Raw genomic sequence first — 25,526 nt, 5'->3', positions numbered from 1 at the left:
CAATTGCTTCACAGCATTTTCAGTTATATGAGTTCATTCAATAAATCCATTATAGAATATTGCGGCTAATGAAAAAGAACAATTTTAATAAAAACATAGTGACTAGTTTAGTATCTAGTTTATTGTTTTACACTTACTATGTTAATGCGGATTCTGTTCAATTTAATGAAGACGCATTATCTATTTTGGGTAATACTAATATAGATCTAAGTGCATTTGAGAAAAATAAAATTAGTGAAGGTTCTTATTTTTCTAATGTATCGGTAAATGGTCGAAGAATTAATTATTTTGATCAAATAAATTTTTTAAAAAAAGATGAAAAGATACAACCTTGTATTTCTAGAAGCTTAGTAGAAGTTATTGGGTTAAAAGAAGATTTTATTAAAGAAGTGCCTACATGGGGAAATGGTCAGTGTTATGATCTTACATCACAGGATCAAAACATTCAGGCTAGATTCGATGATGAAAAGCAAGAGTTAATGCTTTCAATACCTCAAGCTTACTTTCAGTATTCTGATGACAATTGGGTTCCGCCTATGCAGCGGGAAGTTGGGGTTAATGCGCTCGTCTTGGATTACAACCTTGTTGAAAACTATATTAAATATAAGAATACTCGAGATATTAATAATTTTAGCTCATTCGGTTCTGTTGGTGCGAATGTAGGGCGTTGGCGTGTCCGCAGTAATTATCAATACCAAAAAGATTTTAATGATAATAAAAATGATAATTTTAAATGGGTACAAACTTATTTATTTACAGATTTACCTAGCTTATCTGCAAAATTTTTTGCGGGTAAATATTATACAGTAAGCAATGTATTTGATTCTGTACGTTTTAACGGTGTTAGTGTCTTTACTGATGAGAACATGTTACCGGCTTCTCTAAGAGGGTATGCACCGAGTGTCACAGGAACCGCGACAAGTAATGCGACGGTTACTATCTCGCAAAATGGACGTATCTTGAATCAAATGAAAGTGGCACCAGGGCCTTTTTCAATTGATAATTTAAGTTCCTCTTTATCGGGGGCTCTTGATGTTAAAATTACAGAGGAAGACGGCTCTATACGTGAGTACCAAGTTTCCTCGACTAATATTCCATTTTTAACACGCCCAGGCATGGTGCAATATAAACTAAATGCAGGTCGGTTAGACCCAATGGGATATAAAAACATTAATGATGATTTTATATCAACTGAAGCCTCTTGGGGGATCCTCAACAATTTGTCTATTTTTGGTGGTGTTTTCGCAACCTCTAATGATGAATACCATGCCTATAATGCGGGTGTTGGGGTAAATATGGAACGCTTTGGTGCAATATCTTTTGATATTACACAGTCGAGAAACCAACTACAGGATATCTTTTTACATACTGGTGAAAGTTACCGTATTAATTATGCAAAACGTTTTTCAAATTCGAGTCGACTGGATTTAACAGGGTATCAGTTTTCTAACGAAGGCTTTATGTCAGTGAATGACTATATTAGTTTAAAAGAAACTCCGTTAACACCACATTATCGGCAGAAAAATGTATTTACGACTTCTTTTACACAACAACTCCCTGATATACAGGCTGATATAAGTTTAAGTTACTCGCGGGAAAGTTATTGGAAAGAATCAAAAAATAACAATACTCTTAATTTATCGTTTAATAAAACAATTAACACAAGTTTTATAAATAATGCGATTTTATCATTATCGGTCGGTGAAAGTAGTTACGTAAAAGGTAAGCGCTCTAAGCAAGCATACCTTTCGTTAAGCGTCCCATTTGGTGGTGAAAGAAATTCTCGGATTCAATACTTTAGTTCTTATAATGATATTGATAAGAAATATAATAGTAATATTAATTACAATTCTAAAATTAATGATAATAACGTTAGTTTAGGTTTATCAAGTAAAGACTTTTTTGAAAATGCAACAATGAATGCATCCGTTTATCGTGACACGCAATATGGTACTGCACAACTAACGGGTTCCTATGGTGAAGACTACCATACATTAAGTGGTTCTCTAGACGGCTCTTTGACCATTACCAGCCAAGGCCCAGTCTTACACCGACGAGTTTATGATAACCAAGCTCGTATGGTTATTGATACAGATAAGGCTAAAGGAGTATCAATTAATAAAAATGAATCAGTCACGAATGGGTTTGGTTTAGCCGCAATTAGTAATGTTCCAACCTATTATAGGTCGACCCAGTATGTGGATCTTAATAATGTACCAGACAATGTCAGCATTGATGACAGCGTGATTGAATCAAATTTAACTGATGGTGCGGTTGGTTATTCAAAACTCAATACATTAGTAGGTGAAAAAGCGTTAGTCACAATTAAATTCCCTGACGGCAATACGCCTCCATTTGGTGCTTTAGTTTATGGCTCTGATAATAAAAATGTATTGGGAATGATTGCAGAGGAAGGGCAAGTTTATTTAACGGGCTTTCAGCCAGACCAACAATTAATAGTTAAATGGAGTGGTGACCAGTCATGTCGAATTATGCTAGGTAAACAAAGTCATTTAACCAGTAAAAATATAACCTGTAATAAAGAATAGAAAATTATGAAAAAACTTAAATTAATAATGAGTGCTTTAATTTTAATTAGCACATACACACATGCATCAATTTCTGTTGACCGTACTCGCGTTATTTATGATGAAGCAAGTAAAGGTGTTAGCGTTGTGATTGAAAATATTGATAAAAAAGATCCTTATTTAGTCCAGTCATGGATCGAAAATGAAAATGGCGAAAAAATTTCAGAACCACTGATTGCTTTGCCTTTATTACAACGTGTTGAAGCAAATCAAAAGAAGCAGGTTAGAATTAGTTTATCAAAAAATGATGTGAAAATACCGAACAACCAAGAGTCATTATTTTATTTTAATGTCTTGGGTATTCCACCGAAAACTAAGCTAGAAAATGCAGTTGAAATTGTTATTCAATCACGTTTTAAATTATTTTATCGCCCGAGTGAATTGAAAAAATACCCTAATAATGATTGGCAAAAAGAGTTGAAAGTGGAGAAAGTGGGAAAATCATTAAAATTAACTAACCCGACTCCCTATCACATTGTTGTGATTAATGTTAATGATAATGAATCTAAAGTTCCTGATTTTAAAGAAATTGTTGTGAAGCCAAATAGCAATGCAACATATTTACTATCAGATAAACAAGTGAAATCACCAAAAATGATTGTGACTTATATTGATGATTATGGGACACCAAACTTATTGAAATATACATGTAATACAACTTGTTCCTTGTCAAATGAAAAGGATAAGAGGTAAGTTATGTTAATTTTGAAAAAAATAAATGCATTCGCTATATTATCTTTATTTTTGCTAAGTTTTCAATCAGTAGCTGCAGTTAATAATTGTGTACCGAGTTCAGGAGCTACATCTATAGAACAAGAATTAACCTTTGATATTGCAAATAGTAGTGCTTCAATTCCAAATGGTACCTTATTGACATCAGCAATGAGCTCATATATATCAATGAGATGTGAGTTTACTGGTTCATCAAGTACAACTAATGCTGTTTACTTTAAAAATACAATGCCGAATGCAATTAAAACATTGTTGATTAATAGTGGTGTCAGTGTGACACAACAAAATGCAATTTCATCGCCTAATCCAGTAACGATAACTAATCCAACTGTTCCAAATATTTATTTAGGGTATTGGAGTCAACCAGAGACAGGAATTACACGTAATATTGCTTTCATGTATAACTTCTATGTTTATAAGGGGGCTAATGCTCTTAAACCTTTTGATACTGGGTTATTTTTATTAGGAACTCATGTGGATTATTTAGGCAAGGATTTAGGCGGACCAACTTATGTGCGAATTAAAGGTAACTTAACCTTACTCTGCCCTGCGCCGGCGGTGAATATTACGGCTTCTAATGGGGGGAGTGTAAACTTTGACACGATTTCACCTAAACAAATGAATGCGGGAGATGTGGTTAGCCGAACTTTTAATTTAGGTATGTCAGTGCCACAGGACTGCGAAACAGGGCTGAATATATCAGTTCGTTTTGAACCAAATAATAATACGGTGCTAGGCGGAAAATATCTCGATATGGGTAATGGATTACAAACACTATTAACCCGTAATTCAACTGATATTAACTATAATGAAAGTTACAGTATTGGCGAAATCATGCCACAATCACCGATTAGTGTCCCTTTTACTGCGACATTAAGCAAGATAGCAGGTAGCACCATCGCTTCAGGTCCGTTTTCTAAAACAGTTCGAGTTGTTGTTTCATATTAAGAGTGTTAATTGACATTTTTTCTATGGTGTTATATTGAATATACATATTCTGATGCTGAGTATTATTAAATGAAAAAACTCAAATTAGTATTAGTTGATGATCATCCCATTGTGCTTTCAGGTTTGAAAGATACACTTTCTCAATCAATGAATTTAGAAATTTTAGGTGCCTACACTCAGGATGCTGAACTATTTTCTTTTTTGAAAAAAAATGAGGTTGATGTGATCGTAACTGATTATATGATGCCTAATAATACCCAATCTAGCGATGGCCAGAATTATATTCAATTTTTACGTCGTCAATACCCAAATATTGCTGTGATTGTATTAACGATGGTTTCTAACCCAATGATTATACAAATGTTATATGATTCAGGGGTGAGCGCGGTGGTGTCAAAAGAGGCACCATTAAGCGACCTGATGAAGGCTATCACATTAGCGGGGCAAGGCCGCCAATATCGTATTCCTGTTGCAGATATGACAACGACATTAAAAAGCCGTAATGCGATAACATTAAATGATAGGGTAAAGACATTATCACCTCGTGAACTTGAGGTATTGCGACTTTTTGTTCAAGGTAAGCCTATTGTTGATATTGCTAAGCAATTAAACCGCAGTGATAAAACTATCAGCTTACAGAAAAATGCTGCAATGCGTAAATTGGGTGTTGATAATAATCAAGCGTTAATCAGTTATTGCCTTACACACCATTTATTTGACTGATTTTTTTTATCCAATTAGCTAATTGATTGCAAATATTCTGGTTAACCTGAGTATCAATGTGTGTTGATGCCTGTGAATCTAATGTTGCCTCAAACTCACGAAGCTCATTAGCTAATTCACGTTGTTCAACACTAATTAATGCGCCACGGATACGGTGGGATAACTGCTTTATTTCATCAGTATTATTATCTTCGACAGCTCGGCAAAATTGAGCAATATCGGTAATAAAATGATGAATAATTTTTTCTCTATCCTCTCCATTTAGTGGGTTAATCATTTTTAGGGTTGCCGTTTCTAAAGTTGAGGAGGAGTAAATCGGGAATAAACGGTTGAATAATTGAATTAAGGTTTCTAGCTCTATAGGTTTTACAAGCCATGAATCCATTCCAGATTCTAGACATCGCTCTTCTTCTTCTTTTAATCCATTCGCAGTAACACCAATAATTGGACATGTTTCGCCTTCACTGCGTAGCTGTTGTGCAAGCTCATAACCATTACGATAAGGCATATTAACGTCTGTAAGGATGATATCGACAATTTCGTTATCCCAAATTACCAATGCTTCTTCACCATCATTGGCAATAAATACCTTACAACCGAGTAATTCAAGCTGCTCTTGTAGAACAACTTGGTTAATGGGGTTATCTTCAGCAATTAAAACGCGAAGCGGATATTTATGCATATGAGTTTGTATACGAGATGTTGGACAAATAAGGGGTAACTGTTCTTTATTATTTTGTAGTAAGAATAACTGCTGATTTAATTCGGATAGTCGAAAATTCATCTCAGGGCTTACCCATTGTTGTCCATCCCAATGAGTCGGCAGAGGAAACGATGGAATTAATATGCCGACAGCAATAACGGATGAGGTATCTATGGGGAGGCTATTTTCTGTGAAATAAACATTAGCTCCCCACCGTTTTAGCCATTGCGTTATATTTTCAGTCAATAATGGGTTTGGGGTTTGTAACCATATATTGGTGTTTTTTAGCGGCAGCCAATGTGGTTGCTGTATATCGAGAGCTAAAGGTAGTGTTACGAGAAACGAGCTACCAACCCCAGTTTCACTTTGTAAGCTTATTTGCCCATCCATCAATTTGATAAGTTTAGAGCAAATAAATAGGCCTAAGCCAGTACCGCCATAGGCATGAATTTCTGAATGAGCTTGATAAAATGGCTCAAATAATTTTATTTGTTGTTCAGGGCTAATTCCAACACCGGTATCACTGACACGTATTAATATATTATTATTACTTCTTTTAAGTTCAATAGTAACCGTACCCTTGTGGGTAAATTTAATTGCATTACTGAGTAAATTACCTAAGATTTGTTGCAGTCTAGCAGAGTCACCAATTCTATTTGCTTGTACACTTGGGTCAATAGTAGCAAATAGGAGTAACCCTTTTTGCTGAGCAATACCTTGATATAGTTGAACAGTTTGTTGTACTAACTCTAATAAATCAAATGGCTGATTATGGATTTGAATTTGATTAGCTTCTATTTTACTAATATCTAAAATATCGCCAATTAATTGCATAAGTAATTGGGACGTTGTTGATATTCTCTCAATAAAATGAGCTTGTTGAGATGAAAGAGAAGTATTTGCGAGTAATTCTAACGTGCCGATTAGGCCATAAAGTGGGGTTCGTATTTCATGGCTCATTGTTGCTAAAAATGTTGATTTAGCTCGGTTGGCTTCTTCTGCAAGCCGCTTAGCATCATCAAGTTGTTTTTCAGTTTCTGCTTGGATGGTAATATCAGTAAATGCACATAAAATAACAGGACGCTGTTGGTAATAAGTTGCTGTACTCACAACATAGAGGACATGCTCCCCTGATTTTAAAGTTGTTTTAACGTGTTCTGTGTCAGAAAGAACCTTGATGAGTAATTCATTATATTCATTTGAGTCGTGGGGGGGTGCTGTATTGGTTATTTTTAGCCAGTAACGAGCTAACTCATTCGCGAAGCGTAACTGCTGGGTTTCTTTATCTATTACACATAAGCCGATAGGTGTTGTTGCGATAAGCGCTTGGTTGAATGCTTCATTTTCTAAAATGGCTTGTTGGGAGTCTATTGCAGGTTGTAAGATTTTTCGCTGGTACCAGCGGTGGTATCCCCATCCACAAAATAAACTAAAGAAAAGTGCAATAACTAAGCTGATAGGAAACCACAGGTTGTCTTCAAAAAAAGCAGCATAACTAATTCTATAATATCCAGTCCATTCGTCAGTTTTAGATGAAAGCTTAAGAACTAGGCCATCTTTGGTATAAAAAATACCTTCTAATGCTTCTTCCTCAGGCGCTTGGGTTGTGCCAAGTAACTGACCATATTTTGTATGAATTAGCCAAAATTGATGTGTGAGTGTGGGGTTTAACATTCGTTCCAGCACACTTAACCTAGCTTGGCTTAACATACTGACCGCATAAATATTTTTAGGGGAAATATGAGCATTTTGCCATAAATGTTCATCAAAACCGGCTGGAATAATCCCGATGAGAATATTATCAAAAGGCACTGGGCGTAGCCAAATAATTTGTTTTAAGTCAGTCGGTTGCGATTCTGAAAACTGGGCATGGATAGCCGGTAAATTTTTCCTGACGTTATCAATAACGGAATAATATAAATTTGGAGATATCGATTCATTTCCTAACACAGTGCCAACAGAAGGCACACTAATACTAATTTGGTCGTGCTCATTGACAAAAAATACAGCGGCTGCTGGGAAATAGGATCCCCCCCAAAACGTGGAATAATAATCAGCTAAATAAGCCCCCAGAGAAAATAATATGCTGGGCACTTTGGTGCATTCTAAACTTTTATCACAAGCTAGCGTGAATGGCATTGCGACTAAAGATTCTTTACCTTCGAGTAGGTGTAATGATAGTTTGGTTGGTAGTGATTGCTCTTGTATTGCATAAGTTCGGCTTTCAACTAGCTCTGATAGGTCTTGGTTTTGCTTATTTAACGATCTTAAAAATTTCTCTTGCTCATTGATATAGCCTATTAGTGACCTAAAATCGACTTCTAACCGCTTAGTTTCTTGTTGGACAATGCGTTCTGCGCTCCAAAATAATGTTGCTATTAGGATAAACAACAGAGGGAAGGCGACAGTGAGTATGCTGTTTGTGCGTCCTGACGTGCGAGTTATCCTTGAAAATGCAGTCGGAGAAGGGGTAGGCATAGTGCTGTTCTCATCGATTATAGGCAAACTCCATAATTTTCATAATAATATAAAATAAACAAATTAAACAATATTTCTTTATGCCAAAGGTTAGACAATTGCTGAATTATAATAGTCTTTCAAATCATCTAATTCCCAACCAAAACCATTTAAATTAGTGATATGGTGTGAAAGTTTAGGATGATGGCTAACGATATAGAATAGCCTATGGTAAAAATCTGGGAAGTTAATACCGAGTATAAGAATAAATTTAAACAATACATCTACGGTTAATGCATTCTCACCTCGTTCATAACGGGATAATTGCTGTTGGCTAATACCTAGCTCTTTTGCAATGCTCTCACCGCTAACACCTAACTCTTGTCGGTATTCTTGTAGGCATTTACCAACTAGCTGGCTGATATAATAAGTTGTATTTTTTTTCTTTTTCATGTGGAAACTTGACCCTAGTATCATTGATTCATAAAACTATGTTTATCTTTAAGAGTAAATTATGGCAAAAATAAAATTTTAGAATATAAGGTATTCCTTAATTAAAAATAATATTAAGTCACTTATTTCAGATTCATATGCAGAGTCTTATTTTAAACATATAGTTTTTTCTTTTTATTTTTGAGAGCTATTTTTATTATTTAACAGTATGTTAAGCATTGGCTGTGAATTGCTCGGTAAGGTTTAGTTGACTTTATTGCATTAAGGCTTGGTTACATTCTCATTACAAATTATTATTATTTATTGTTTAATATTGTATTTGATTATTTTTTTAGCTCAATAGATGGGAATAAAAAATGATATTATGGTTTTTTAATGGTTTATTTGAATAACTATTAATATAAAAACTTATTTTTAGGTTCCTAAATGAGACAATAGGCCAGCAAATACACGTAATAAGAGTGATCAATGGCCGTTTAATGGATGAAATGAGAAAAGGGTGAGAATAATAATCTAGTTATAAGCCCTAGCGTTTGGTTTTTTCCTGTTCCTCCCTAATTATTTGGCATAAGTTAAGTTAATTAACTTTGGCTTGTGGTTATTTTTATATCTATATTCTGTTTATAGGCTTATTACTCATAGCTTGCAAACAGAGAGTATAGAGAAATAGGTGTTTAGAGGAGAGTAAAGGCCATTCCGTGTCTTTAGCCTAGTTAGCTAAGTATGAGTGTTTGAAAATACAAAAGCAAAAACCCGCCTTTTGGGCGGGTTCTTTAAATAGTGGTGCCCGGACTCGGAATCGAACCAAGGACACGGGGATTTTCAATCCCCTGCTCTACCGACTGAGCTATCCGGGCAACGGGGCGCATTAAACCGTATTCAGCCGTTTGCGTCAATGCATTTTTAATAAAAAAACACTTTTTTTTACTGAGTGTTTTCTTTTTCAACAAAAGGTGTGTGTTTAGTATGCGTTAATTGGTTTTTTAGCTTAACGCTCCTTTTTTACGGCACAGTGCGATTGTCAGGATATCCTCAGAAAGGTGTTGTGCAATCTCGACATCTTGAATGTCCCTTTGTACTAATAAGCGGTTTAAACAGCCTTCGAGCACTAATTCCATTTGGTTAGCAACTAATTCCGAGTCTTCAATATCTAGCTCATCTAATAGGCTTTTTGTGAAATGAAACGAATTATCTTTTTGTAGGCGGCTTAATTGGTGGATAGGGTGTTCTGCATCTGGATAATAATTACATGCAGAAATGAATAAACAGCCCGGAAAACGCCCTTCACTGACTTTTTCAGACAATTGTTGGTAACGAGCCATTAATTTTTGTTGCGGGGTTAGGGATTCATCTAGCAAGGTTTGGCGCTGCCATACTTCAATTTGCTGGCTATGATAGCGCAAGCAATCATAAACAAGAGCTTCATCGTCTGGCCAAAACTGCCGAATAGTAGAGAAATCAGATTCAATTTCGCTGAGTAAATTTTCTGTAGATGCGGATAACCCTTGGATTTCCAATTGATTTAACGCATGACTTAAAATAATTTCACGTTGGATAGGCATTGTTAACTCCATCACAATAATGTCTGATTTTTCTCCATCATAACAATGTTCAATTGTGAATTATAGCGGTTTGCAGTGCTATCATGAGGCGCCGTTTCTGAGGTGAAATAAAATCAAATAAGAAATTGAATGGGTATTTTAAAGTGGGGAGTTTTAAGCACACAGGAGGGGGAAGAACCCCCCTGGAACGAACTTCATGGGTTTATATCGGGCTTTAATTGATCAATTTAGCTTCTAACGCTGCATCGATATAGTAATACTGAAAGACTTTTTTCATAAAGTCATCGATGTCATGTTTTCGCAATTCGAGAGCTTGTAAAATGTCCAAAAGACCTTGGATAGTAATGGCATTTTTACCTCTTTCATAACGGGAAACTTGCTGCTGGCTGATTCTTAGGCGAGAAGCTAATTGTGCACCAGTTAAACCAACCACTTTTCTGCGGTGCTTTAAAAAGGTTCCAATATAAACGGTTACATTTGTGTTTTTATTTCGTTGAGTATTTAGCATACCTCCTCCAAATATATAAATTTTGTTAAAATAAATTATTTTTGCTATTGAAAAGTTCTTGATATTTAATTCGTATTACTCCGAGTAATTAAATTATCATTATCAGATTTTTCGGGTGTTATTAAACAAGGATGAGTTAATGATTACCAATATTTATGGCGGATTGATTTTAAATTTTTGATAGATTATTTCTATCTTTGGTGCCTTCAATTCATGTGTCAAGAAAGATGGGTTAGCATTACTACCTATTCAGGAGTAAATATCAGAGCTTTATTCTGATTTTTATTTATTTTTATTTTATTCTTGAATCTATATTCCATCTGGTAATTGTAAGGAAAAAATGAGATAACTTATTATTGCGTAATTGTAGTCATTATTTGTTACAATTATATGTATAGCCTTAATATATATTATTAGAAAAATTCTTATTTTGATTTGTTTATAATCTAAAGTAATATATTTAAATGCATATTATTAAAAAATAGTTTGAGTTTTTTATCTAAATGGTTATTGTATTTTTATAATTGCCTACGTGACTTTATATGGGATAACAAAAATAATATGTTATAGGTAGGTATAAAGAACCCGTGCTATTTGCACGGGCCTGTATAAGATTAATTTTAATTAATATAAACTATAGGATCATACCGCCAAATAAGAAGCCGAATGAAACAGCTAATGCGACAGCGATAGTGCCTGGAATAAAGAATGGGTGGTTAAAGACGAATCGGCCAATACGCGTTGTCCCTGTGTCATCCATCTGTACTGCTGCAACCAGTGTTGGGTAGGTAGGCAGAATAAATAGGCCAGAAACCGCAGAGAATGATGCGATAGCAGTTAATGGGCTAACATTCAGCGCTAATGCCATTGGCATCAGAGCTTTCGCTGTTGCGGCTTGTGAGTATAGTAAAGCGGAGCAGAAAAAGAATATAACTGCTAACATCCAAGAATGTTCATGAATTAAATCCCCCGCAGTTTCTTTGATCCAGTCAATGTTGTGCTGTACGAAAGTATCACCTAACCAAGCCACACCTAAAATACAAATACATGCGCTCATACCTGCTTTAAAGGTACTTGAGTTCAAGATAGCATCAGTATTTACACGGCAGAAAATAGTGATTAATGTCGCCACAGTCAGCATGATAATCAAAATTGCATTTGTGGTGTTCATTAATGGTGTTTCAACAATCCCTAAGCTTGGGCTGTTAATGATGGCATAGCAGACAACGCCAACAACCCCAAGCAAGAACAGCAGTACAGAAGACTTAGCGCCCGCTTTGATTTCTTTAACTTGGCTACCACGCAGTTCAACTAAACCTTCAGCTAAACGTTTTTGGTAGATAGGGTCATCAGATAATTTAGAGTTAAACGTCCAAGAGATGATGAATGACATCAAAATGATAGCAAGGAATGTCGCAGGTAATAGAACACTTAGAAGCGAAATATAGCTGACTGTGTTACCTGCACCCACCATTGCTGGATTTTCCATGACGGATGCCATGTAAACCACTGCCGCAGAAATTGGTGATGCTGTAATACCTATCTGTGCTGCAACGACCGCAGTCGATAATGGACGACAAGGTTTCACTCCCTGTTCTTTAGCGACTTCTGCAATAACAGGCAGTGTTGCTAACGAGATATTACCTGTCCCTGCGAAAAGTGTCAGAAAGTAGGTAACAATAGGTGCAAGGATGGTGATGTACTTAGGATTACGACGCAGTAATTTTTCGGTTTGGGCAACTAAATAGTCCAGACCTCCAGCAATTTGCATTGCAGAGATAGCGGCAATAACAGCCATGATAATTGAGATAACGTCAAATGGAATGGTTCCTGGTTTTACGCCAATAGCTGCGAGTACCAGTACACCAAGGCCACCGGCAAAGCCGATACCTATCCCACCTAAACGGGCCCCCAAAAAGATGGCCAGCAGAACAATAATAAATTCTACGGCTAACATAGTGTTTACTCCTCGACAAAATGAAAATTAAAATTATGAAACTGTTATGTTAATTATTTGTGTGTGTATTAATCAAAAAAGGCACGCTTTCTGTTGAGAGGCGTGCCTTTATTTTTAAGTATTATTTATGATAAACATAAATTTTTAGTCATCAAAGCGTTTTGCTTTATAAGCTGGGTGTTTTAAGTTCTCAACAGAGAAAATATCATCCAGTTCTGCTTCAGTCAGTAAACCGCGTTCTAAAACAACTTCGCGTACGCTCTTACCCGTTTCAGCACAGATTTTACCCACGATATCACCATTATGGTGACCAATGAATGGGTTCAGATAAGTGACGATACCGATGGAGTTAAATACAAATGCTTCACAGATTTCTTTGTTCACAGTAATGCCGCTAATACATTTTTCTTGCAGGTTACGACATGCGTTGCTCATCAGAGAGATAGACTCGAACATCGCTTGGCCAATCGCTGGTTCCATTACATTTAATTGTAATTGACCTGCTTCAGCAGCCATCGTTACACAGATATCATTACCAATAACTTTGAAACATGCTTGGTTGACGACTTCAGGAATAACAGGGTTAACTTTTGCTGGCATGATAGACGAACCAGCTTGTAACTCAGGTAAGTTGATTTCTTTAAGGCCAGCACGAGGACCTGAAGATAGCAGACGTAAGTCGTTACAAATTTTAGACAGTTTCATCGCTAGACGTTTTAAGCCTGCATGAACAGTGATGTAAGCACCACAGTCAGAGGTTGCTTCGATTAAGTCTTCTGCTGGAACGCATGGTAAACCAGTTACTTCTGCTAATTTTTTAACTGCAAGTTCTGAGTAACCAGGAGCAGTATTCAGGCCTGTACCAATAGCAGTTGCGCCCAAGTTAACTTCGAGCAGTAATTCAATGCTGCGTTTTAAGTTTTTCTCTTCTTCTTTTAAGAGAGTAGCGAAAGCATGGAATTCTTGGCCGACAGTCATTGGAACGGCATCCTGCAGCTGGGTACGACCCATTTTCAGAATGTCTTTGTATTCTTCAGCTTTAGCTTCAAAGCCTTTTTTCAGGTATTCAACAGACTCAATTAACTTCAATATAGAATTATACACTGCGATACGGAACCCTGTAGGGTATGCATCGTTAGTGGATTGACTTTTGTTCAGGTGGTCATTTGGATTTAAGAATTCATACTCACCTTTTTTATGACCCATCAGTTCAAGACCGATGTTTGCTAGAACCTCGTTGGTATTCATGTTCAGTGATGTGCCCGCACCACCTTGGAATACGTCAACCGGGAATTGGTCCATGCATTTGCCTTCATTTAGAACAACGTCACACGCTTTGATGATGGTATCCGCGATATTACGTGGAATAGTGTGCTGTTCTTTGTTGGCTAAAGCCGCCGCTTTTTTAACCATAACCATGCCACGAATAAATTCTGGGACATCGTTAATGGTGCGGTCGCTGATATAAAAGTTTTCAATCGCACGCAGAGTATGAACACCATAATAGGCATCAGCTGGAACTTCTTTTTTACCTAACAGGTCTTCTTCGATACGAGTATTGTTTGACATGAGAACCTTCTTAATTAGATTACAGTTACTGTCCGTTTATGCGCTTTAAAAATCGATACTTCGTAAAACAAAATTCACAGGTGATTAATATTGCAAAGTAAAACTTTACAAGCAATTAACACCGTCTACTACGTTGTCAGCATTATGATCTACTGATTTATGGGTAGATGATATGCTTTTAATCATCTATTGCCTTGAACCTAGATCACTATATAGTTTGATTTATGCAACAGATTTCACGTTGTGTGATATTCATCACAGATAAGTACCATTAATGAAAAAAATCCGTGAGTTGAAAAGCGTTATATCTGCCCCAATTATTATGGCTATACTAAAGAAAAAAGCGAATATTGATAGTTGTCTCTTAGATGCAGTTCACAAAGGTTTCCCTAGGGGCGTAAAATAATCGATAGCTTATTGAAATAAAGGAGAACTTGTGCGCTGGTTACCACTCATTCTGATATGTATTCTCGTTTACATTGAATCCGTCATTTTTGTGCGGGTTGCATCTGAAGTTGGTGTTTTAATGACGTTAATTTTAGTCGTTTTGACATCCTGCTTAGGTGTGTCACTTGTGAAAAATCAAGGCATGAAAAATGTACTGCAAATCCAACAAAAGTTAGCATCAGGTGAAAGCCCTGCAGCTGAAATGATCAAGAGCGTTGCATTGGTCTTAGCGGGTTTCTTGTTGATTGTGCCTGGGTTCTTTACGGATTTTATTGGTTTACTGTTATTACTACCGCCAATTCAAAAGCTTATTGTAATGCGCTTAATTCCTCATATTCGTTTCTACCAACCAGGTGCTGGTTTTAACCAAACGGGAAATGGCGGCTTTCAACGTGGCGATACTTTTGAGGGGGAATTCCAACGTAAGCAAGACGATCCTTCTTTTACAATCGATAATTCAGATAAAACAGATTCGTCAGATAAAGACGATCGCCCTAAACCATAAAACCATCCTATTTATGGGGAGATAAAAATGAAAAATTTTTTATCTCCCCCCTTGAAGTCCCTCTTCTTCGCCCCAATCTGCTCAAACATGGTACTAGTTTATTTAAGACATGCTGGTATCGTCCTTTTACCTAGTATGGACTTTATTTATAGGAGAACTATTAATGAAAATTCGTCCATTGCATGACCGTGTTATCGTTAAACGTAAAGAAGTTGAATCAAAATCTGCAGGCGGGATCGTTCTGACGGGTACTGCTGCAAGCAAATCAACTCGTGGTGAAGTTCTTGCAGTTGGCAACGGCCGCATCCTCGAAAATGGTGAAATCAAAGCACTGGATGTGAAAGTTGGCGATATCGTAATCTTTAACGATGGTTATGGCGTGAAAGCTGAAAAAATCGACAATGAAGAAGTCCTGATTATGTCCGAAAGTGACATTCTGGCAATTGTTGAAGCGTAATTTTCACTTAAAACTTCTCAACGAACGAAAAGAATTTGAAGGAAAGAGATAATGGCAGCTAAAGACGTTAAATTTGGTAGTGATGCACGTACGAAAATGCTTCGTGGTGTGAATGTTCTGGCAGACGCAGTAAAAGTGACTTTAGGTCCTAAAGGCCGTAACGTAGTTTTAGATAAATCTTTTGGCTCACCAGTTATCACCAAAGATGGTGTTTCAGTTGCTCGTGAAATCGAATTAGAAGACAAATTCGAAAACATGGGCGCACAAATGGTGAAAGAAGTTGCTTCTAAAGCTAACGACGCTGCAGGTGACGGTACTACAACGGCAACTGTACTAGCTCAAGCTATCATTACTGAAGGCTTAAAAGCGGTTGCTGCGGGTATGAATCCAATGGACCTGAAACGCGGTATCGACAAAGCAGTTGTTGCTGCTGTTGAAGAACTGAAAGCACTGTCTGTTCCTTGTTCAGACACTAAATCAATCGCACAGGTTGGTACAATTTCTGCAAACTCCGACGAAACCGTGGGTAAATTAATTGCAGAAGCGATGGATAAAGTCGGTAAAGAAGGCGTTATCACAGTTGAAGAAGGTACTGGTCTGGAAGACGAGCTGGATGTGGTTGAAGGTATGCAATTTGACCGCGGTTACCTGTCTCCTTACTTTATCAACAAACCAGAAACTGGTGCTGTTGAGTTAGAAAACCCATTCATCCTGTTAGTTGACAAAAAAGTTTCTAACATCCGTGAATTACTGCCAGTATTAGAAGGCGTTGCTAAGGCAAGCAAACCACTGTTAATCATCGCTGAAGATGTTGAAGGTGAAGCACTGGCAACTCTGGTTGTTAACACCATGCGTGGTATTGTTAAAGTTGCAGCGGTTAAAGCCCCCGGCTTCGGTGACCGTCGTAAAGCAATGCTACAAGATATCGCAATTCTGACCAATGGTACTGTTATCTCTGAAGAGATCGGTATGGAGTTAGAAAAAGCGACATTAGAAGATTTAGGTCAAGCAAAGCGTATCGTTATCAACAAAGACACAACCACTATCATTGATGGTGTGGGTGAAGAGTCTGCGATTGCAAACCGTGTTACTCAAATTCGTCAACAAATCGAAGAATCTTCTTCAGATTACGACCGTGAAAAACTGCAAGAGCGCGTTGCTAAATTAGCAGGCGGTGTCGCAGTAATTAAAGTGGGCGCAGCAACTGAAGTTGAAATGAAAGAAAAACGTGCTCGTGTTGACGATGCTCTGCATGCAACTCGTGCCGCTGTCGAAGAAGGTGTTGTTGCTGGTGGTGGTACTGCACTGGTTCGCGTTGCAGCGAAACTGGAAGCACTGACTGGTGAAAACGAAGAACAAAACGTAGGTATTCGTGTTGCTCTGCGTGCGATGGAAGCGCCAATGCGTCAAATCGTTACTAACGCAGGTGAAGAAGCCTCTGTTGTTGTTAACAACGTGAAAGCAGCAAAAGGTAACGAAGGTTACAACGCGGCGACTGACACTTATGGCGATATGATCGACATGGGTATCTTAGACCCAACTAAAGTAACGCGTTCTGCTCTGCAATTCGCAGCGTCTATCGCAGGTCTGATGATCACAACTGAAGCGATGATCACTGATCTGCCAAAATCAGATGCACCTGACTTAGGTGCTGCTGGTATGGGCGGCATGGGTGGAATGGGCGGTATGATGTAAGCCAGTTGGCGACATCAAGCTCAAGTAGTTACTAACTAGGTTAGGGCTACCCACCATAAGACCGGCATCGTTATATTTCTAGCGGTGCCGGTTTTTTTATTGATTTTTAATTAATAAATAACCATTAATTATTGATGAAGGTAATATATCAAAACAAGATACAATTAATGCGTTATATGATTTATTTTTGCGTCAATGTTGCTTCGCAGGTTATATTTAACGTAAGGTAAGTGGTTTGAATTAGCAAAGAATAGAGCAGGTTCTTGATTAATTTGTGGTAGACTCTATTCGGCTGGTGATGTGCGGCAATTATGACGCTGTATGTTAATCACCTCCTAGATATTTCAATTAGTAGGCTATTGGAACTAAAGAGATTTTCAAACCAGCTGCAAAAACACAATGAAAAATGAGGGAAAACATGCGAATTAAAGTCTTGCTTGGTGCTGCTGCATTATTGCTTTTAGCAGGTTGTTCAACAACAACTAATTTGACTGCGGCAGGCTCACAAGTTCGTTTTGTTGAGAATCAACCTGGAAGTGATTGCCAACTTCTCGGTCAGGTTGCAGGGACTCAAAGCAACTGGTTGAGTGGTGTCAACAATGAATCTAGCTCAATGCGCAGCGCAGCAAATGATTTACGTAATAAAGCAGCGGCGATGGGCGGTAACGTGATTTTTGGTGCATCAAGTCCAAGTGAAACCGTGTTATCTAGCTTCATTCCATTAGATAGCAAAATGGTTGGCCAAGTTTATAAGTGCCCCTAAAATGAATTCATAGCGCCCAAATAATTGTTTGGGCGTTTTGCTTTCTAGTTCTGTCTTAAGTTAAGGTCAAGCAGTGTTTTACTTGGCTCTCCCCCTATTTCCCGAGCGAGCTTAGGTACAAGGTACCCAGAGACCTTACTCAGTAATTGCTGTATCAATTGTCTAGCTTCGGTATCACTCACTAAAAAGTGCGCAGCGCCTTGAACTTTATCTAATACATGTAAGTAATAAGGTAAAATACCTGCATCAAATAAGGCATTACTTAAATTCATCAGAGCCGTCACGTTGTCATTAACTTGGCGCAGTAATACGCTTTGGTTTAATAATGTCACACCTGATAGTTTTAGTTTTTGTATTGCCTTGGTGAATGGCTCGTCAATTTCGTTAGCATGATTAACGTGTGTAACCATAATGACCTGTAACCTAGAGCTAGCAAGACGGTTACAGAGCGTATCTGTAATGCGTTCTGGTATCACCACAGGCAAACGAGTATGAATTCTAAGGCGTTTTATATGAGGAATCGCCTCTAATTGGCTGATGAGCCAATCAAGTTCATGGTCTTTTGCCATCAACGGATCACCACCTGAGAAGATGATTTCATTGAGTTCGGTGTGGTTTTTTATATAATCCACAGCCATCAACCAGTTATTTTTATTTCCTTTGTTGTCTTCGTAAGGAAAATGCCGGCGAAAACAGTAGCGACAGTTGACTGCGCAGCCACCTTTTACCAGCAGTAATGCGCGGTTGTGGTATTTATGCAGTAAACTTGGAATTTCATTATCCTGCTCTTCTAGTGGGTCAGTAGAAAAACCTGGATGTATATCAAACTCTGCTTTTGCAGTTAATACCTGCAATAGCAGAGGGTCTAGTGGATCACCTTTTTTCATGCGGGAAATAAAGGGCACTGGAACGCGTAAAGGAAATAATTTACGTGCCTCACTGCCTTCTTTCGATAAAAGATGATTTTCTAGGTTAAGTATTTGCAGCAATTCATCTGGATTAGTGATTGCTTCAGCAAGTTGTTGTATCCAGACTTCTCTGGATGAGGTATTTTGAGTTACAATATCGACCATTTTTTGGCTATGCCATTTTTAGTTTATAAATTAGAGGATCACCATGGCTACTTATAGTACCAATGAATTCCGCTCAGGTCTTAAAATCATGTTAGATGGCGAGCCTTGTGTCGTTTTAGAAAGTGAATTCGTCAAACCGGGTAAAGGTCAAGCATTCGCACGTGTGCGTATCCGTAAACTGATTTCTAACAAACTGTTGGAAAAAACATTTAAGTCTACTGACTCTGTTGAAGGTGCAGATGTCATGGATATGAACTTAACTTACCTATACAACGACGGTGAGTTCTGGCATTTCATGAACAACGAAACTTTTGAACAGTTAGCAGCGGACGAAAAAACCGTTGGCGATAACGCGAAATGGTTAGTTGACCAAGCAGAATGTATTTTAACACTGTGGGACGGCCGTCCTATCGCGGTAACTCCACCTAACTTTGTTGAGTTAGAAATTACCGATACTGACCCAGGCCTGAAAGGGGATACCGCAGGTACAGGTGGTAAACCTGCAACACTGAGCACTGGCGCAGTGGTTAAGGTTCCTCTGTTTGTTCAGATCGGTGAAGTTATCCGTGTTGATACTCGTTCAGGTGAGTATGTTTCACGCGTAAAATAACGGTTGATCCTATACTGAATCGTTAAAAATAAAAAGCCGTGGTACTCGACCACGGCTTTTTTTGTCTATTTTAAGTGATTAACAGCACTTAAACCCACCTTTGCCACCGTAACGTGCGTCTTGACGCTCTTTGAAAAATTCTTCATAGGTCATAGGCGTTTGGTCAGGGTGTGTTCTTTGCATATGAGCGACATAGTTGTCGTAATCGGGAACGCCAACCATCATTTTTGCCGCTTGGCCTAGGTAGCGGGCCGCTTTTCCCAGTTCTCCAAACATAAATCCTCGTCATATTTTGTGTTGTAGCGGTGTTGGCTTCACTTGTTAACCCTAGTCACATACTGTTATGTATGCTCCTAGTTTCTCCTTCATACTTCACGCTGTTGCTGCGTTGGCTTCATCCGCTAACCCTAGTCACATACTGGAGTATGCTCCTAGGGATTATCTTCTTTGCCGCCTTGCTCCAACGTGAATTATTTTGGAGAAAGAGTATATGTCCTAAACAGTGACAAGCTTTTCCGCGAAAATCAATGATGGCGCGTATTTGCCACGATTTCTTCATAGTTGGCTGGCATGGGTTCATATGGTACTTCATTCGCAGTTGGTTGGTCAGATTTTAATGCCTTCAACGCGGTGCGGATGGAGAATAGAGCCAGTAATACCACGACAATCATAAAGAAAATAGTTAACCCTGCATCTAAGCGGTTATTGAAAATTAACTGAGTTAATTGAGACTCTGTATATTGAACAGGAATATTGCCGCTATCAATCATCGCTTGGAATTTATTTGCTACAGCTAAGAAACCGACGCGGGCATCTTCACTGAAGGTTTTTTCCCAGCCTGCAGTCATCGTGCAGATTAACAGCCATGCTGTTGGTACTAAAGCGACCCATGCATATCTTTGGCGCTTCATTTTGAACAGTACCACAGCACACAGCATTAATGCCATACCTGCTAACATTTGGTTCGCGATACCAAACAATGGCCACAAGGTGTTAATACCACCAAGTGGGTCGACAACGCCTTGGTGGAGGAAATAACCCCAAGCTAGCACACACAGTGCAGTTGCTATCAAGTTGGCGGGTAGCGAATCCGTACGTTTCAAAGATGGAGACACCACTCCCAGTAAATCTTGTAGCATAAAACGTGCTGCTCGGGTTCCTGCATCCACCGCGGTTAAAATAAATAATGCTTCAAATAATATGGCAAAGTGGTACCAGAATGCCACATTCATCAAGCCGCCAAGCGCACCGTGAAGAATATACGCCATCCCAACTGCCAGTGTTGGCGCACCGCCTGCCCGTGAAATAATACTGGTTTCACCCACGTCATTCGCAATGCTGTTGAGCTGCTCAGGAGTGATTTGGAAGCCCCAACTACTGACAACTTGGGCCGCAGAGGCGACCACATCTTGCGTACCTGCGGGAGCTAACATCGCCATGGGACTATTCATGGCAAAATAAACACCCGGGTCAATCACACAAGCGGCAACCAATGCCATAATTGCTACGAAAGATTCCATTAACATGCCACCATAGCCAATAAAGCAAGCTTGGTTTTCATTAGCCAACATTTTTGGTGTGGTGCCTGATGAAATCAGTGCATGGAAGCCAGAAACGGCGCCACAAGCAATCGTAATAAATAAGAATGGAAACAAATCACCTGCCCAAACTGGGCCTGTACCATCAATATATTTCGTTAACGATGGCATCTGTAAGTTTGGATTGAGAATTAAAATACCAATTGCCAATCCAATGATAGTCCCGATTTTTAAAAAGGTTGATAGATAGTCGCGGGGAGCGAGTAATAGCCAAACTGGCAAAACGGCAGCAACAAAGCCATAACCGACTAACATCCAAGTGAGTTGAACACCTGTATAGTCAAAGTAAGGTGCCCAAGTTTCGCTTTCAGCAACCCAACCCCCTGAGATAATTGCAAATACAAGAAAAACTAGCCCAATAATAGAAACTTCACCAATGCGTCCTGGGCGGATATAACGGGTATAAATACCCATAAAAATCGCTAAAGGAATAGTAAAGGCAACCGTATAAGTTCCCCATGGGCTATGAGTGAGGGCTTTTACGACAATCATGGCAAGTACGGCTAAGATGATTACCATAATCATAAAACAAGCGATTAAAGCCAGCACCCCTGCGGTATTGCCCATTTCTTCTTTGACTAATTCACCCAGTGAGCGGCCATCTCGACGTGTTGAGACAAACAGCACCATAAAATCTTGTACGGCACCAGCTAGCACAACCCCAGCGAGTAGCCACAGCATACCGGGTAAATAGCCCATTTGTGCGGCAAGAACAGGGCCAACCAGTGGGCCGGCGCCTGCGATAGCGGCAAAATGGTGACCAAATAATACTTTTTTATCTGTTGGTACGTAATCTAAGCCATCATTATGACGAATTGCAGGCGTCATTCGAGTTGCATCGACTTGGAGTACTTTTTTAGCAATAAAAAGCCCGTAATAGCGGTATGCAATCAGATAAATACATACGGCAGCGACAACGATCCACAAGGCATTGATTTGTTCGCCACGATATAAAGCGATGTAGCCAAGTGAAAAAGCACCGAGCAGAGCGAGCACAATCCAAATAAATTGTTTACCCATAGCCATCCCCATCTGTTCAATGAATGATATTTGTTATTTATTTAAGTGAAACTGAGGAAGATATAGCCATAGTTAAGTTAAAGAAAAAGTAGCTAAAACGAGACACCTAATTGAAATTTGAGATAAATTTAATAATTGTTGTCAGTATCACTAATTTAGGATTATTTATTGGATTTTATCTGGTTTTGAGCTAGCGATTATTTGATGAATTGGTTTTTTATCTGGGTTTTTGATGTTTTTTAGTGATAATGTCTGTTGCGGTGTTTTTGTTGATACGAGAATGGTTAAAGAAAAGAAAATAATCGGAAGCTAAAAAACTCCCGACTATTAATTGGTTAACTAGGCTCGTCTTAATTGTTGGATTATTTTTTTACCAAAAAGCGTGGTAATTAGGCCAAACATGATCAAAACGAGGCCAGCAACTTGTACGCCATTTATATGCTCTCCAAGGAATAAAGCACTGCTGCTTAAACCAAAGACTGGAACCAACAATGAAAAAGGAGCAACACGCCAAGCTTCATAACGGCCGAGCAGGACTCCCCAAAGCCCATAGCCGACAAATGTTGATAAATAAGCTAAATAGATAATGACACCAAAGACTGACCAATTAAAGCCTGATAGCCCTTCAACAATGGCTTCTTCACCTTCTAAAACCCATGAACTAATCAAAAAGGGAATGATTGGGATCAGCGCGCTCCAACTGACCAATGATAGGGCACTGCATTTCTCAGCACCTTCCTGTTTCATTATGATTCTATTGGTAATGTTGCCGCAAGCCCATGATAAACCAGCAATTAAAGTAAATACTAACCCGAGTAATGGAATATCATCTAGCCCACCGACGGTGGCGCCATTGGCTAACACGGTCAGCCCTGCAATTGCGATAAACATACCAAGAAAGTGAGTCGGCTGTAATGATTCTTTTAAAATCATTGCGCCGAGCAATAAGGTAAAAAAGGCCTGAGATTGCAAGATAACAGAGGTAATCCCCGCTGGCATCCCCACTCTAATCGCGCAAAATAAGAAGGCAAATTGACCAAAGCTGATGGTGAGCCCATAGAGAAGCAATAATTTGAACGGAATTTTGGGGCGCTTAAAAATAAAAATAGCAGGAAAGGCTACAAACATGAAACGTAATGCGCCTAATAATAACGGCGGAAGTGCGGTAACGCCGAGTTTAATGATAACGAAGTTAACCCCCCAAATTACGACTACACAAAGGGCGAGTAAGATGTCTCTGAGACTCATGCTATTTTCTCGATGAACTTGCCAGATTAGACATCTACTTTACATGTGTATAATTTTGAGTGCGATGGTTATGATGCTTAATAATAAAAAACGGTATAAAAAGGTTAAATTTTATGGTTGATTTGCGCTTATTTGTTATTTTTCGTTGCTTGAGTCTGGGTCTGTGAATATTTATAATGTATTTATACATCATACGTATTCAGGACGGCCTGAATCAACGTCATTTAAATATGGGGACGACCCCGAGTAATTAACGGGAGCAAGCAATCATGGCTTGGATCGTTCTTTTTTTTGCAGGTTTATGCGAAGTGGTATGGGCTGTAGGTTTAAAATATACTCATGGTTTTACCCGTTTAACACCGAGTATTATTACTGTTGTCGCTATTATTACCAGTATGGGGTTGTTAGCCTACGCCATGCGTGATTTACCGGTCGGCACGGCTTATGCCATTTGGACGGGGATTGGGGCTGTGGGCACAGCAATTGTTGGGATTATTTTCCTTGGTGAGTCAGCAAATATGTTCCGCTTGTTAAGCCTTGCTTTGATTATTACCGGGTTAATTGGTTTAAAAGTATCAAGTTAATTTTCAAATTAATTATTATTTAATTAAAAATGAATAATAAGCGGGAGACAGAGAAAGTTACCCGCTTTATCTTCTTGATATTTTATTGGCATAAAGAAAACTATTCTTATGTTATTTTTCGTTATAACGCGATGGCCAAATTTCAGATGGTGCAACACCCAAAAACTCGGCAATAATACGCTCTCCTTTAGGCCAACGTCTTGACAAGGCGTTATTTAATGTTGATGAGTTTAACCCTGCTGAACGTGATATTTGTGAAAGAGAAGAACCTTTTTTCTTTATCGCTGCAATAATATCAGCCGAGTGCCAATCTTGTTTCATACGATCTCCAATAGTGAATATATAAATATAATTGAAATTATTTAAGTTAGCTGGAACTAAATTTAGATATCAAGATAAAAAAATAATTCTTAATTTTAAATCCCTTTAAATTTTGGTCTTTGAATATTTATTTTTATGTGCTAAAGATATGGGTTAAACGCTTTTATTATCTTTATTTTTATTTAAATAACTATAAGGTGATTTTTATGGATATAGAAAACAATAAGATGGAAAAAATAAGCACTAGAGTAAAGTTAGATCTTTGCAATTATTTTAATTGGAATGATATTGATATCCATTATACGATTATTAATGTTGATGAGGAAAAGATATACACATTATCTAGTAATTATGAGTGGCAGTTAATTTATTGGCATCATGATATGGATTTATCATTAAAAGAACGGTTATTCTCTGGGGTGCAATATTGGAGTAATTATTCAGATGCATACCAGAAAATATTAACCAAACTCGATAAAGGAAATAAAAAAATTGATATTTGTAATAGGTACAATAATTTATTTGAGATATTTTCACTCAATGGAAACCATAAAGTCTCATATGAGTACTTACTTTCATTATATCAATGGCGTTCAATAGTTTCTGATTATGCATATGAAAAATGGTCTGAAAATAAAACGGTGGCATTACCGTTACGCCAAAAAATTGAATTAGATGAACCTGTACCTATTATTTGTAGAAGTAAGGAAACCCCTAATTTTATACGTTTTGGTCAGTTATCATTTTCAAACAAAGAAGCATTAACCATCCGCTTGTTGCTTTCCCACCGAAATATCAAGGAAATTAGCCGTATTCAAGGCTGTTCGGAAGAGGTGGAATATATAAGAGTTAAAAACATCAAGAAAAAATTAAACTGTGAAATGGTCTCTCAAAAGGAATGCTTTTCGGTAATGGAAGGTCACGGCATTACATTAACAAGTTTAGAAAAATTAATGCCTATTAATTAATTTAACTATTGGTTTTCTATAGGGACATGGGATCATT

22 protein-coding genes and 1 tRNA gene are annotated in these 25,526 nt (G+C 38.0%); 11 read left to right on the top strand and 12 right to left on the bottom strand.

Going from position 1 to position 25,526, the window contains the following annotated elements:
• Positions 1-68 precede the first annotated feature (68 nt).
• The 4 genes from P3L37_RS16385 (at position 69) to P3L37_RS16370 (ending at position 4,991) form a co-directional block, all read left to right on the top strand.
• The gene (locus P3L37_RS16385; protein ID WP_109912635.1) at positions 69-2,549 is read left to right on the top strand and encodes a fimbria/pilus outer membrane usher protein; all 2,481 of its coding nucleotides are present in this window, start codon (positions 69-71) and stop codon (positions 2,547-2,549) included.
• Between the two features lie 6 nt (positions 2,550-2,555).
• Positions 2,556-3,281 carry a molecular chaperone gene (locus P3L37_RS16380; RefSeq protein ID WP_109912634.1) on the top strand — a complete coding sequence of 242 codons (726 nt, stop codon included), beginning with the start codon at positions 2,556-2,558 and terminating at the stop codon, positions 3,279-3,281.
• 3 nt (positions 3,282-3,284) lie between these two features.
• Positions 3,285-4,268, top strand: coding sequence for a fimbrial protein (locus P3L37_RS16375; RefSeq protein WP_109912633.1), 984 nt, complete (start codon positions 3,285-3,287; stop codon positions 4,266-4,268).
• A 69-nt stretch (positions 4,269-4,337) separates the two neighbouring features.
• Positions 4,338-4,991 carry a response regulator transcription factor gene (locus P3L37_RS16370; RefSeq protein ID WP_110731653.1) on the top strand — a complete coding sequence of 218 codons (654 nt, stop codon included), beginning with the start codon at positions 4,338-4,340 and terminating at the stop codon, positions 4,989-4,991.
• Here P3L37_RS16370 and P3L37_RS16365 read toward each other — a convergent pair.
• The 7 genes from P3L37_RS16365 to aspA all read right to left on the bottom strand — a co-directional run bounded on the left by P3L37_RS16365 (position 4,969) and on the right by aspA (position 14,200).
• Positions 4,969-8,172 (bottom strand): ATP-binding protein, encoded by a 3,204-nt coding sequence (locus tag P3L37_RS16365; protein WP_226538027.1) that lies wholly within the window; start codon positions 8,170-8,172, stop codon positions 4,969-4,971. The two genes, P3L37_RS16370 and P3L37_RS16365, sit on opposite strands and share 23 nt — an antisense overlap.
• 90 nt (positions 8,173-8,262) lie before the next feature.
• Complete coding sequence (locus P3L37_RS16360) at positions 8,263-8,604, bottom strand: helix-turn-helix domain-containing protein (protein ID WP_109912631.1); 342 nt, start codon at positions 8,602-8,604, stop codon at positions 8,263-8,265.
• Positions 8,605-9,385: 781 nt separating this feature from the next.
• Positions 9,386-9,461, bottom strand: a tRNA-Phe gene (locus tag P3L37_RS16355).
• Between the two features lie 126 nt (positions 9,462-9,587).
• Complete coding sequence (gene dicD / locus P3L37_RS16350; protein WP_410479550.1) at positions 9,588-10,160, bottom strand: division control transcriptional repressor DicD; 573 nt, start codon at positions 10,158-10,160, stop codon at positions 9,588-9,590.
• A gap of 220 nt (positions 10,161-10,380) precedes the next feature.
• The gene (locus tag P3L37_RS16345) at positions 10,381-10,674 is read right to left on the bottom strand and encodes a helix-turn-helix domain-containing protein (protein ID WP_004908080.1); all 294 of its coding nucleotides are present in this window, start codon (positions 10,672-10,674) and stop codon (positions 10,381-10,383) included.
• Positions 10,675-11,308: 634 nt separating this feature from the next.
• Positions 11,309-12,631 (bottom strand): anaerobic C4-dicarboxylate transporter, encoded by a 1,323-nt coding sequence (locus tag P3L37_RS16340; RefSeq protein WP_004258703.1) that lies wholly within the window; start codon positions 12,629-12,631, stop codon positions 11,309-11,311.
• Between the two features lie 144 nt (positions 12,632-12,775).
• Entirely contained in the window at positions 12,776-14,200 is a 1,425-nt protein-coding gene (gene aspA / locus P3L37_RS16335; RefSeq protein ID WP_004908081.1) for an aspartate ammonia-lyase, read from the bottom strand.
• A 436-nt stretch (positions 14,201-14,636) separates the two neighbouring features.
• Between aspA and P3L37_RS16330 the strand changes: the two genes are divergently transcribed.
• From P3L37_RS16330 to P3L37_RS16315, 4 genes are all read left to right on the top strand, one after another.
• On the top strand, positions 14,637-15,152 hold the full coding sequence (locus tag P3L37_RS16330) for an FxsA family protein (protein WP_004908083.1): 516 nt from the start codon (positions 14,637-14,639) through the stop codon (positions 15,150-15,152).
• A 163-nt stretch (positions 15,153-15,315) separates the two neighbouring features.
• A complete protein-coding gene (locus P3L37_RS16325; protein ID WP_004908085.1) occupies positions 15,316-15,609 on the top strand; it encodes a co-chaperone GroES in 294 nt (97 codons plus the stop codon).
• Between the two features lie 51 nt (positions 15,610-15,660).
• Complete coding sequence (gene groL / locus P3L37_RS16320) at positions 15,661-17,304, top strand: chaperonin GroEL (RefSeq protein ID WP_109911639.1); 1,644 nt, start codon at positions 15,661-15,663, stop codon at positions 17,302-17,304.
• A 418-nt stretch (positions 17,305-17,722) separates the two neighbouring features.
• Positions 17,723-18,067, top strand: a complete 345-nt coding sequence (locus P3L37_RS16315) for a DUF4156 domain-containing protein (RefSeq protein WP_004908089.1) — start codon at positions 17,723-17,725, stop codon at positions 18,065-18,067.
• A gap of 44 nt (positions 18,068-18,111) precedes the next feature.
• Here P3L37_RS16315 and epmB read toward each other — a convergent pair whose 3' ends face one another.
• The gene (gene epmB, locus P3L37_RS16310; protein WP_110731654.1) at positions 18,112-19,140 is read right to left on the bottom strand and encodes an EF-P beta-lysylation protein EpmB; all 1,029 of its coding nucleotides are present in this window, start codon (positions 19,138-19,140) and stop codon (positions 18,112-18,114) included.
• 43 nt (positions 19,141-19,183) lie between these two features.
• On the opposite strand from epmB, the gene efp reads away from it, so the two are divergent.
• On the top strand, positions 19,184-19,750 hold the full coding sequence (gene efp, locus P3L37_RS16305) for an elongation factor P (RefSeq protein WP_004258667.1): 567 nt from the start codon (positions 19,184-19,186) through the stop codon (positions 19,748-19,750).
• Between the two features lie 78 nt (positions 19,751-19,828).
• On the opposite strand, the gene P3L37_RS16300 is transcribed toward efp, so the two are convergent.
• The 3 genes from P3L37_RS16300 to P3L37_RS16290 form a co-directional block, all read right to left on the bottom strand.
• Entirely contained in the window at positions 19,829-20,026 is a 198-nt protein-coding gene (locus P3L37_RS16300) for a YbdD/YjiX family protein (protein ID WP_004908094.1), read from the bottom strand.
• A 248-nt stretch (positions 20,027-20,274) separates the two neighbouring features.
• Complete coding sequence (gene cstA / locus P3L37_RS16295) at positions 20,275-22,368, bottom strand: pyruvate/proton symporter CstA (RefSeq protein ID WP_004908095.1); 2,094 nt, start codon at positions 22,366-22,368, stop codon at positions 20,275-20,277.
• A 339-nt stretch (positions 22,369-22,707) separates the two neighbouring features.
• Complete coding sequence (locus P3L37_RS16290; RefSeq protein WP_109911641.1) at positions 22,708-23,616, bottom strand: EamA family transporter; 909 nt, start codon at positions 23,614-23,616, stop codon at positions 22,708-22,710.
• A 269-nt stretch (positions 23,617-23,885) separates the two neighbouring features.
• Here P3L37_RS16290 and sugE point away from each other — a divergent pair, with 269 nt between their 5' ends.
• On the top strand, positions 23,886-24,200 hold the full coding sequence (gene sugE, locus P3L37_RS16285) for a quaternary ammonium compound efflux SMR transporter SugE (RefSeq protein WP_110731655.1): 315 nt from the start codon (positions 23,886-23,888) through the stop codon (positions 24,198-24,200).
• A 111-nt stretch (positions 24,201-24,311) separates the two neighbouring features.
• On the opposite strand, the gene P3L37_RS16280 is transcribed toward sugE, so the two are convergent.
• Positions 24,312-24,521, bottom strand: coding sequence for a helix-turn-helix domain-containing protein (locus P3L37_RS16280; protein ID WP_004908101.1), 210 nt, complete (start codon positions 24,519-24,521; stop codon positions 24,312-24,314).
• 206 nt (positions 24,522-24,727) lie between these two features.
• Here P3L37_RS16280 and P3L37_RS16275 point away from each other — a divergent pair, with 206 nt between their 5' ends.
• The gene (locus P3L37_RS16275) at positions 24,728-25,489 is read left to right on the top strand and encodes a hypothetical protein (protein WP_109911642.1); all 762 of its coding nucleotides are present in this window, start codon (positions 24,728-24,730) and stop codon (positions 25,487-25,489) included.
• Positions 25,490-25,526 lie beyond the last annotated feature (37 nt).

Origin of the sequence: Providencia sp. PROV114 (assembly GCF_032704305.1) — a bacterium.
Lineage (GTDB): Bacteria > Pseudomonadota > Gammaproteobacteria > Enterobacterales > Enterobacteriaceae > Providencia > Providencia rettgeri.
The sequence above is the reverse complement of the archived record's forward strand: the minus strand, read 5'-3'. Positions and strand labels throughout refer to the sequence as shown.

What these genes read in the sequence shown, in the direction of transcription:
- P3L37_RS16385 (WP_109912635.1), top strand. Translation starts at nt 69, where the DNA reads ATGAAAAAGAACAATTTTAATAAAAACATAGTGACTAGTTTAGTATCT.
- P3L37_RS16380 (WP_109912634.1), top strand. Translation starts at nt 2,556, where the DNA reads ATGAAAAAACTTAAATTAATAATGAGTGCTTTAATTTTAATTAGCACA.
- P3L37_RS16375 (WP_109912633.1), top strand. Translation starts at nt 3,285, where the DNA reads ATGTTAATTTTGAAAAAAATAAATGCATTCGCTATATTATCTTTATTT.
- P3L37_RS16370 (WP_110731653.1), top strand. Translation starts at nt 4,338, where the DNA reads ATGAAAAAACTCAAATTAGTATTAGTTGATGATCATCCCATTGTGCTT.
- P3L37_RS16365 (WP_226538027.1), bottom strand. Translation starts at nt 8,172, where the DNA reads ATGCCTACCCCTTCTCCGACTGCATTTTCAAGGATAACTCGCACGTCA.
- P3L37_RS16360 (WP_109912631.1), bottom strand. Translation starts at nt 8,604, where the DNA reads ATGAAAAAGAAAAAAAATACAACTTATTATATCAGCCAGCTAGTTGGT.
- P3L37_RS16345 (WP_004908080.1), bottom strand. Translation starts at nt 10,674, where the DNA reads ATGCTAAATACTCAACGAAATAAAAACACAAATGTAACCGTTTATATT.
- P3L37_RS16340 (WP_004258703.1), bottom strand. Translation starts at nt 12,631, where the DNA reads ATGTTAGCCGTAGAATTTATTATTGTTCTGCTGGCCATCTTTTTGGGG.
- aspA (WP_004908081.1), bottom strand. Translation starts at nt 14,200, where the DNA reads ATGTCAAACAATACTCGTATCGAAGAAGACCTGTTAGGTAAAAAAGAA.
- P3L37_RS16325 (WP_004908085.1), top strand. Translation starts at nt 15,316, where the DNA reads ATGAAAATTCGTCCATTGCATGACCGTGTTATCGTTAAACGTAAAGAA.
- groL (WP_109911639.1), top strand. Translation starts at nt 15,661, where the DNA reads ATGGCAGCTAAAGACGTTAAATTTGGTAGTGATGCACGTACGAAAATG.
- P3L37_RS16315 (WP_004908089.1), top strand. Translation starts at nt 17,723, where the DNA reads ATGCGAATTAAAGTCTTGCTTGGTGCTGCTGCATTATTGCTTTTAGCA.
- epmB (WP_110731654.1), bottom strand. Translation starts at nt 19,140, where the DNA reads ATGGTCGATATTGTAACTCAAAATACCTCATCCAGAGAAGTCTGGATA.
- efp (WP_004258667.1), top strand. Translation starts at nt 19,184, where the DNA reads ATGGCTACTTATAGTACCAATGAATTCCGCTCAGGTCTTAAAATCATG.
- P3L37_RS16300 (WP_004908094.1), bottom strand. Translation starts at nt 20,026, where the DNA reads ATGTTTGGAGAACTGGGAAAAGCGGCCCGCTACCTAGGCCAAGCGGCA.
- cstA (WP_004908095.1), bottom strand. Translation starts at nt 22,368, where the DNA reads ATGGGTAAACAATTTATTTGGATTGTGCTCGCTCTGCTCGGTGCTTTT.
- P3L37_RS16290 (WP_109911641.1), bottom strand. Translation starts at nt 23,616, where the DNA reads ATGAGTCTCAGAGACATCTTACTCGCCCTTTGTGTAGTCGTAATTTGG.
- sugE (WP_110731655.1), top strand. Translation starts at nt 23,886, where the DNA reads ATGGCTTGGATCGTTCTTTTTTTTGCAGGTTTATGCGAAGTGGTATGG.
- P3L37_RS16280 (WP_004908101.1), bottom strand. Translation starts at nt 24,521, where the DNA reads ATGAAACAAGATTGGCACTCGGCTGATATTATTGCAGCGATAAAGAAA.
- P3L37_RS16275 (WP_109911642.1), top strand. Translation starts at nt 24,728, where the DNA reads ATGGATATAGAAAACAATAAGATGGAAAAAATAAGCACTAGAGTAAAG.